Origin of the sequence: Yoonia sp. (genome assembly GCF_036007805.1) — a bacterium.
GTDB lineage: Bacteria > Pseudomonadota > Alphaproteobacteria > Rhodobacterales > Rhodobacteraceae > Yoonia.
Genome location: NZ_DASYOK010000134.1, coordinates 1 through 8,031, shown reverse-complemented (window position 1 = coordinate 8,031; position 8,031 = coordinate 1). Strand labels below are relative to the sequence as shown.

Below are 8,031 nucleotides of genomic sequence, written 5' to 3'. Positions count from 1 at the left end.
ATCGCGACAACTTTATGTTTGGGTGCGGTCTGCGGCTTGTAGCCTTCAGGCCAGGCCCACCGCATTTCGTTCCACTGATAGGACTGTGCGCAGGTGACTTCCTTGGCGAGGTCTAGCCCTTCCAACCCCGGGAATGCGCGGGCTTTCTTCACCAGGGCAGCAATATCGAACTGTCCGTCCGGGTTATGGGCCAGTGCCACATGAGGCGCACCTTGCTGCCGGATCGCTCGTGTCAGACGCCGCGTATCCACGCCACCCATCCCGATGCGGTTGCGTTTGGTCAGCCATGACGTCAGCTCTTCGGTCGCGCGCCAGTTCGAAGCCTGCGTCGGGTCCCATTTCACGACCATACCTTCCGCGACAGGATCGGCGGTTTCGTCGTCTTCGGGGTTGACGCCTGTATTGCCGATATGTGGGAAGGTGAAGGTGACGACTTGGCCCGCATAGGACGGGTCAGTCATGATTTCCTGATAGCCGGTCATGGCTGTGTTAAAGCAAAGCTCGGCGACGGTTTCGCCGGTGGCGCCAAAGCCCATCCCATAGAAGATCGTACCGTCCGCGAGTGCCAAACAGGCCGTTGGTTTCTGCGCCATAATCGATCTCCCCAGATGTCAAATTGGTGCGGGTGTACGCAGGCCGGCGGCGCGGGTCAAGGCCGGATTGCGCCCTTGCAAACAAGGGTGACGTTGCGCACTGGGCGCTTGTCACGCTGGCGGGTTCACACTATGTTAGCGGTTCGTTTGACGTCAGATGTACGGGACACATTTATGGACATGCGTGACAGGGTCTCAGCGGCCCTTAAAGATGCGATGCGGGCGAAAGAAGCAGATCGCCTATCAACGCTGCGGCTGATCAATGCCGCAATCAAGGACAAGGATATTGCGGCGCGCGGCACAGGAGATGATGAAGGCGGGGTGTCGAACGAAGGCATTCTGGCAATCATGGGCCGGATGGTAAAGCAACGTCAGGAAAGCGCGCGTGCCTATGAAGAGGGTGGGCGGCTTGAACTGGCGGAGAAGGAGCTGTCAGAGATCAAGATCATTGAAGAGTTCCTGCCCAAACAGTTGAACAAGGACGAAGCCGAAGCGGCCGTTGACGCAGCAATTGCCGAAGTTGGTGCCGAAAGCATCCGCGACATGGGTAAAGTCATGGCCGCACTCAAGGCCAAGTACACAGGACGTATGGATTTCGGCAAAGCCGGACCGATGGTCAAAGACCGCTTGGGGTAACCGGCTCGCGCCCTGCGCGCAGTGCTGCTTGCAGCTCATCAAACAGCATCAGGCGTTCCTCGGCATCGAGGAACGCGCCAATCTCGACCTCGCGGTCACCGCCGCGCAGGGTGATATAGTTTTCAACCGGTCCGCCTTTGGGATGCAAGTGGGCTGTGACCCAATAACGGTTGGCCTCCCATTCTTGCACATCGCCTTTGGGATTGTGCCGCGTCAGATGGGCGCGGGCCTCATCCACGGTCAGCTCTTCCAACACCTCGCCACGCCGGTAGCTGACGTGTAGCGCGTACCAAACCCCTGCAAGCATCATGCCAAAGAACGGCAGAAGCCCCCAAAGCACTGCTTGCCCCAGAAGCGTGAGCAGGGGGAGCGACACGAGCGCGGCAGTTCCGCCAATGAACAACACAAAGTCTTTGCGTAGCAGTGAGCGGTAGGGCCAGAGGCTCAGTTGCCAACGGCGATCATTGTGTGGCGGGGTCGGGGTCCATTCGTAAGGCATGACGCAGTTGTAATGCGCGCCGCGCCGCCGTCAAACCGATAGAATGCCGCATGTCTGTCGCGGCACAAAAAGAAAGCCCCGCGCGATGGCGGGGCTTTCTTTTTTCTTATCAAAGCAACGTTTAATGCGCGTGCTTTTTATCCCAATCGGACTGCTTTGGCAGCGTCTCGAATGTGTGCTCTGGTGGTGGGCTTGGCAGTGTCCACTCCAGTGTATCCGCATACTCGTTCCAAGGGTTGTTCTCGGTGACGCGCTTGCCCTTTGTCAGGGTCCAGACCATCACGCCGATGAAGAACAGGAAGGACGCGAACGACAGGAATGCACCCCAGCTTGATACATAGTTCCAGTAAGCGAAGGCCTCGGGATAGTCGATGTAGCGGCGTGGCATACCCTGACGACCCAGGAAGTGCTGTGGGAAGAATGTCAGGTTCGCACCGACGAACATCGTCCAGAAGTGCAGTTTGCCCGCCCATTCAGGGTACATGCGGCCCGACATTTTCGGCAGGTAGAAATAGATACCTGCAAAGATCGAGAAGACCGCACCAAGCGACATCACATAGTGGAAGTGCGCAACGACATAGTAGGTGTCGTGGTACACACGGTCTACACCGGCCTGCGACAAAACGATGCCTGTAACGCCGCCCAATGTGAACAGGAACAAGAAACCCATCGCCCAAAGCATAGGTGTTTTGAATTCAACGGAACCGCCCCACATGGTGGCGATCCAGCTGAAGATCTTCACACCTGTCGGTACCGCGATAACCATCGTTGCCAGCATAAAGTAGGACTGCTGTGTCAGCGACATACCCACGGTGTACATGTGGTGCGCCCAGACAACGAAGCCCAGAACACCGATTGCGACCATCGCATAGACCATGGGCAGGTAGCCGAAGATCGGCTTGCGGCTGAAAGTTGCGATGATGTGGCTGATGATACCGAAGCCGGGGATGATGATAATGTACACTTCGGGGTGTCCGAAGAACCACAGAATGTGCTGGTAGAGAACAGGGTCACCACCACCTTCGGGCTGGAAGAAGGTTGTGCCGAAGTTCCGGTCTGTCAGCAGCATCGTGATCGCGCCGGCCAGAACGGGCAGGGCAAGAAGGATCAACCACGCAGTCACAAAGATCGACCAAGCAAAGAGCGGCACCTTGTGCAGTGTCATGCCCGGTGCGCGCATGTTCAGGAAGGTCGTGATCATGTTGATTGCGCCAAGGATCGAAGACGCACCAGAGAGGTGCACCGCAAAGATTGCGAGGTCCATCGACATGCCTGTCTCAGACGTCGAAAGCGGAGCATACATAACCCAACCAACGCCGGAACCGGCCTGACCGTTACCGCCGGGGGCCAGCATCGACGCGATGCCAAGCGCTGCACCAGCTACGAACATCCAGTAAGACAGGTTGTTCAGGCGGGGAAACGCCATGTCCGGTGCGCCGATCTGCAACGGCATGAAGTAGTTACCGAAACCACCGAAAAGGGCCGGAATAACCACGAAGAACATCATCAAAACACCGTGGTAGGTGATCAGAACGTTCCAGAGGTGGCCATTGGGCGTACATTCGCCAGCGGCTGCCGCGGTGAATCGTGCCCCTTCAAGGCACATGTATTGCACACCGGGCTCCATCAGCTCCATGCGCATATATACGGTGAACGCCACCGAGACAAAGCCCAAGAAACCTGAGGTGAACAGGTACAAGATGCCGATATCTTTGTGGTTTGTGGACATAAACCAGCGGGTAAAGAAACCGCGCTCGTCTTCGTGTGCATCGCCGTGGATGGCTGCGTCTGCCATTTTGGCTCTCCTCGTATTGGCTACTTTTGATGTCGCCGAGTCGTTGCCCGACGCACATTTGCGTTGGTTCTAATGGGTTGATGCTAAAGGGGCAACAAAGGATGCGTCTCTTTGCATGGGTTAATTTGGCGCAGGGAGGGGATGAATGCATCTGTTGCGCTGACAGGCGAAGCGATTTCCGCTAGGCTGGGCCGGAATTTGGAGGTCACGCATGGCAGACAAAACCCCGCCATTCACGATGGGCATCGAAGAGGAATACCTGCTGGTCGACCAGACGACGTTTGCTTTGGCGCAAGCGCCAGATAGCCTGATTGCGGCTTGCAAGAAAGACCTCGCAGGGCAGGTCAGCCCGGAATTCCTCCAGTGCCAGATCGAAATCGGGACGGGGGTCTGCCACACGATCGGTGAAGCCCGCCGCGATCTGGCGCATCTGCGCCGCACCGTGGCGCGCCATGCTGCCGACTACGGGTTAGCCCCCATCGCCGCCTCTTGCCATCCTTTTGCGGACTGGAAAGAGCAGCACCACACCGACAAGGAACGCTATCATCAACTGCGCCGTGACCTTGGCGGTGTGGCGCGGCGCATGCTGATCTGCGGCATGCATGTCCATGTGGGCATTCCTGATCAGGACACGCGCATCGATTTGGTCAATCAGCTCAAGTACTTTCTGCCGCATCTTCATGCGCTTTCAACCTCTTCGCCCTATTGGCAGGGTGAGGATACAGGCATGAATTCCTATCGTCTCACGGTCTTTGACAATCTGCCCCGCACCGGCCTGCCGCCCGCGATGGCGGACTGGGCCGAGTTTTCGTCAACTGTGAATACCTTGATTGATCTGGGGCTGATCGAGGATGCCTCCAAGATCTGGTGGGACCTGCGCCCATCGTCGAAATTTCCTACCATTGAATCCCGCATCTGCGACGTGGCCCCGCGCATGGAGGTCACGCTGACCTTGGCTGCGTTGACACAGTGCCTGACGCGCATGCTGTGGCGGAGGTCTCAGACGGGCGAGGGATGGCCCGTCGTCCAGAATTTCATGATCGGCGAAAACCGTTGGCGTGCGCAGCGGTATGGTACTTCGGAAGGCCTGATCGACTTTGGCCGCAAGGCGTTGATCCCGTTTGCGCAAGCCGTGGACGAAATTCTTCATCTGATCGCAGAGGACGCGATCGCCCTTGATTGCGAGGCCGAAGTGAACGCCGCCCGCAAGATCGTGGCCAACGGCACCAGCGCAGACCATCAACGCGAGGTTTTCGCGGCCTCCAAACAAGCAGGTGCGACTGACAGAGAGGCGCTCGACGCCGTTGCGGCATCCTTGGTGGCGGAATTCGGCGCTGATTTGTAACGCAAGCCGCTACAAAGCGGCCCCGTATTCGATCATGGCCCATTTGAAAACAATAAGCCCGATTGAAAACACAGCGGCTGGTCTGACCCAGAAAAACAGGATCAGCCACAGACCGGCTGCGGTCAGAAGGTTCCAGTAGAGATGGTCATAATACGGACCAACGCCCATCGGTTCTATCAGGAACGATATCTCGGAAATCGGCTGTAAAAAGACCCCGAAAGTGCCGCTTAGTCCGATTGTCAAGAACACTGCACCCACAAACATCGCAATTGCCTGGGAGAGCATAAATGACATTTTTTCGTAGATTGACCGCGACATTGTCATACCAATGCTTTCGGGGGAGAGTATCCCATCATGCTAACAGATGCGCGCACGATCGTAAACGCTTATGGTTGTGCTTTCCTTGTCTTTTGCAGGCAAATGCCAGATTTGCAAAAGCAACTAAGCCGCTTATTCGCTGATCTGTGCGAACTGACGTTTCTTGACTACCGCAGGTCGTTTTGATGATGGGCCGATCAGTGCGACGACGGCCAAAAGGACGATAAGAACCAATTCAAACATTTACCAAACTCCAACTCTGTAACACCCACGATTCGTCCGTGGGAACTGTTCTGAGACGTGTCTTAAATGGTTCATACGAAAAAACACACCTATCCTAAAGGTCAGTAAATTAAGGTAAATTTGACGTTTCGACCATAACTTTGCCCGTTCCGGGACACAATCTAGGCGTTTGCCGCAAGAAAGCCAGAAAGTCTGTGCGTTATCGGCAAGAAAGTGCATTTGTACTCCCCCGAGCCTATCGTTTTAAAGCCGATATGCCGTTGCGTCACTGACAATGAAGAAGCGGGCTATTGGCGAAATTGGCTATTGAAGGTCTTTCGCAGTGCCACATCCACATCAGCCAGCGAGACCGGCAGCCCCAGATCAACCAGCGATGTCACCCCGTGATCGCGGATGCCGCAGGGGATGATCCCCGCAAAATGGCTCAGGTCCGGGTCCACATTGATCGACATCCCGTGAAACGACACCCATTTGCGCAGGCGGATACCAAGGGCTGCGATTTTGTCTTCGGCGCATGAGCCGTCCGCGTTGCGTGGCTTTTCGGGCCGTTCCACCCAGACACCCACACGCCCCTCGCGGATTTCACCCTTGATGTTGAAGGTATCAAGCGTGGCAATCACCCATGCTTCAAGATCTTTGACAAACCGGCGCACGTCATGGCCGCGCCTGCCGACATCAAGCATCACATAAACCACCCGCTGCCCCGGGCCGTGGTAGGTGTACTCACCACCGCGGCGGGCCTCATAGACGGGAAAGCGGTCCGGATCGACCAGATCAGCCGGTTTTGCTGAGGTGCCCGAGGTATAAAGCGGGGGGTGTTCAAGCAGCCAGATACACTCACTCGCGGTGCCGTCAATGATGCCCGCAACACGGGTTTCCATAAAAGACAGCGCCTCTTGGTAATCGGTCAGCCCGTCTGTTGTGATCCATTCCACCATACACGTCAGGTAACGTCGGCATGTTGCGTTGAAAAGGGGGTGTTTTCCCTCTTGGCATCGCAAAACGCCTCGTCTATGAGTGCCGCACTTACCAAGCTAGTGGTCTTGCGGTCGTGGCGGAATTGGTAGACGCGCAGCGTTGAGGTCGCTGTGAGGTAACACTCGTGGGGGTTCGAGTCCCCCCGACCGCACCAAGTCAGTAAGATTTTCATATATATTACAAAATTTTAACGTGAAACAGATTTTTTGTATCCACCCATACGTCCACCATATGTTGATCGGTTCGGACCTATCCAAAACTGATGGAAAATGGGTAGCGGTGTTCTTCAAACCGTCTCGAGGGTTCGAATCCCTTTTTATCCGCCATTGTGCCTTGAAATAATTACATTTTATCGTACTGGTCGGCATTTACCCCACATAAAGACCCACATCAGAAAAACGCTTGGCGACGGTGTTACCGCTGCCCCTTTGGCATGCACATGTACTGACAACCCACAGCTATTCGGACCTACCGCCCAACCAAGTCGTCTATCGTTCAACTTTGTATAGGCCGTCGGGCTGATCTGCGGCCAGTAAAAGAGTGAGAGTTGTTGAGCATTCGCCCTAGCGGATGCCCTGCAATGACAAATCCTGCTACCGAAGACTCAACCCAGAGGGATCAAACGTCATGGTTATATTTTGCCATTGGTCGAACTTCGCAGGTGGTAACTGATAGCCACTTCCTTGGCAGCGCAAAATCGCGCGGCGGGCTGCTTCGAATGCTGTTGCTGTTGCTGTTGCGTCGCCACTAGACGACAGCAAGTGTGGCTCACCATCGACACGACCTTCGCGGGTTAGCGAAACACTCACTTCGACCGTTGCTCGGGCAGCAACAGAGCCGGGATCAACGTTCCAGCACCGGTTGACCGCTATCCGGAGCGCTTCGCGTTCTTCGCCTGTCATTGGTGGGCTGGATGGGCTGGGCGGCGTGCTTGCTGGAACGATTGCCCCCAATACAAGCGCCGTGCCGCTTTCAGCTGCCGCAACGTCCTTGGATAACTGAGCAACCGTATCAGTTACATCGGCGCATTCTGTGGTTTTCAGCGTGCCGTTTGTGAGCCTGTGAAGTTGATTGTTCTGAAACTGAAGAACTGTTTCCCCGATTATGACTGTCACTGCACTGTCGCCTTTTGTGACGGTCGCGTTGCCTTCACCTAGAAGTGACAAGTCTCCGTCAGGCTGTTGGAGAAACGAGAAGGCAGAAACTTCGTCGTCGGTCTGGCAGAGGAGAACCTGTATTCGCTTGCTGTTGTCGTCAGCAAGCAAGGTGCTTGGCGCGATTGTTGTGAGGCATAGGAGGGTAATTGCAGCTTTTTTCATAGGATGAACGATGGCGGCATGCCCCTTAAAATGCAACGAGGTTCACTTAAGGGTTGGAGCATGATTACTCCTACCGCTCTGGCGTCCTGCACACCGAGATCCTCGCCCCTGATCGTGTATGCTCATGGTGCTTGGCTGACAGGTAACTCAGGCCAGATGCTGGGTTGGCGCCGTTATCGGTTTTGAGCGGCTCGTTTGAAGTATGCCATATTTTCATCGAAATATCTGACCTGTTCGTTGTCTCCCATGGCAACCGCGATCACCCACCTCGAAACCAGAGAGCATCATCGTCGTCGCCCCATATA

Annotated in this window: 8 protein-coding genes and 1 tRNA gene; 3 read left to right on the top strand and 6 right to left on the bottom strand. The window is 55.6% G+C overall.

Annotated features, from left to right (window positions below; genetic code table 11):
• A partial coding sequence (locus VGP75_RS07510) for a carbamoyl-phosphate synthase domain-containing protein (RefSeq protein WP_327543065.1) occupies nt 1-593 on the bottom strand: 593 nt, incomplete at its 3' end.
• A 174-nt stretch (nt 594-767) separates the two neighbouring features.
• On the opposite strand from VGP75_RS07510, the gene VGP75_RS07505 reads away from it, so the two are divergent.
• Nucleotides 768-1,229 (top strand): GatB/YqeY domain-containing protein, encoded by a 462-nt coding sequence (locus VGP75_RS07505; protein WP_327543064.1) that lies wholly within the window; start codon nt 768-770, stop codon nt 1,227-1,229.
• Here the strand turns inward: VGP75_RS07505 and VGP75_RS07500 are convergent.
• Both VGP75_RS07500 and ctaD read right to left on the bottom strand, forming a co-directional pair.
• Complete coding sequence (locus VGP75_RS07500) at nt 1,210-1,728, bottom strand: DUF2244 domain-containing protein (protein WP_327543063.1); 519 nt, start codon at nt 1,726-1,728, stop codon at nt 1,210-1,212. The two genes, VGP75_RS07505 and VGP75_RS07500, sit on opposite strands and share 20 nt — an antisense overlap.
• Before the next feature lie 121 nt (nt 1,729-1,849).
• Nucleotides 1,850-3,523: a cytochrome c oxidase subunit I gene (ctaD, locus tag VGP75_RS07495; RefSeq protein ID WP_327543062.1), complete on the bottom strand. Its 1,674-nt coding sequence runs from the start codon at nt 3,521-3,523 to the stop codon at nt 1,850-1,852.
• A 211-nt stretch (nt 3,524-3,734) separates the two neighbouring features.
• Here ctaD and VGP75_RS07490 point away from each other — a divergent pair, with 211 nt between their 5' ends.
• Complete coding sequence (locus tag VGP75_RS07490; RefSeq protein ID WP_327543061.1) at nt 3,735-4,868, top strand: carboxylate-amine ligase; 1,134 nt, start codon at nt 3,735-3,737, stop codon at nt 4,866-4,868.
• A 9-nt stretch (nt 4,869-4,877) separates the two neighbouring features.
• Here the strand turns inward: VGP75_RS07490 and VGP75_RS07485 are convergent, their stop codons facing one another.
• Nucleotides 4,878-5,111, bottom strand: a complete 234-nt coding sequence (locus VGP75_RS07485; RefSeq protein WP_327543060.1) for a hypothetical protein — start codon at nt 5,109-5,111, stop codon at nt 4,878-4,880.
• 605 nt (nt 5,112-5,716) lie between these two features.
• A complete protein-coding gene (gene lipB, locus VGP75_RS07480; RefSeq protein ID WP_327543059.1) occupies nt 5,717-6,367 on the bottom strand; it encodes a lipoyl(octanoyl) transferase LipB in 651 nt (216 codons plus the stop codon).
• A gap of 107 nt (nt 6,368-6,474) precedes the next feature.
• On the opposite strand from lipB, the gene VGP75_RS07475 reads away from it, so the two are divergent.
• A tRNA-Leu gene (locus VGP75_RS07475) sits at nt 6,475-6,561 on the top strand.
• 439 nt (nt 6,562-7,000) lie between these two features.
• Here VGP75_RS07475 and tolA read toward each other — a convergent pair.
• Nucleotides 7,001-7,726, bottom strand: coding sequence for a cell envelope integrity protein TolA (gene tolA, locus VGP75_RS07470; protein WP_327543058.1), 726 nt, complete (start codon nt 7,724-7,726; stop codon nt 7,001-7,003).
• Nucleotides 7,727-8,031 lie beyond the last annotated feature (305 nt).

Bases quoted from the DNA above. Each gene is read 5' to 3' on its own strand.
- VGP75_RS07505 (WP_327543064.1), top strand. From the start codon at position 768: ATGGACATGCGTGACAGGGTCTCAGCGGCCCTTAAAGATGCGATGCGG.
- VGP75_RS07500 (WP_327543063.1), bottom strand. From the start codon at position 1,728: ATGCCTTACGAATGGACCCCGACCCCGCCACACAATGATCGCCGTTGG.
- ctaD (WP_327543062.1), bottom strand. From the start codon at position 3,523: ATGGCAGACGCAGCCATCCACGGCGATGCACACGAAGACGAGCGCGGT.
- VGP75_RS07490 (WP_327543061.1), top strand. From the start codon at position 3,735: ATGGCAGACAAAACCCCGCCATTCACGATGGGCATCGAAGAGGAATAC.
- lipB (WP_327543059.1), bottom strand. From the start codon at position 6,367: ATGGTGGAATGGATCACAACAGACGGGCTGACCGATTACCAAGAGGCG.
- tolA (WP_327543058.1), bottom strand. From the start codon at position 7,726: ATGAAAAAAGCTGCAATTACCCTCCTATGCCTCACAACAATCGCGCCA.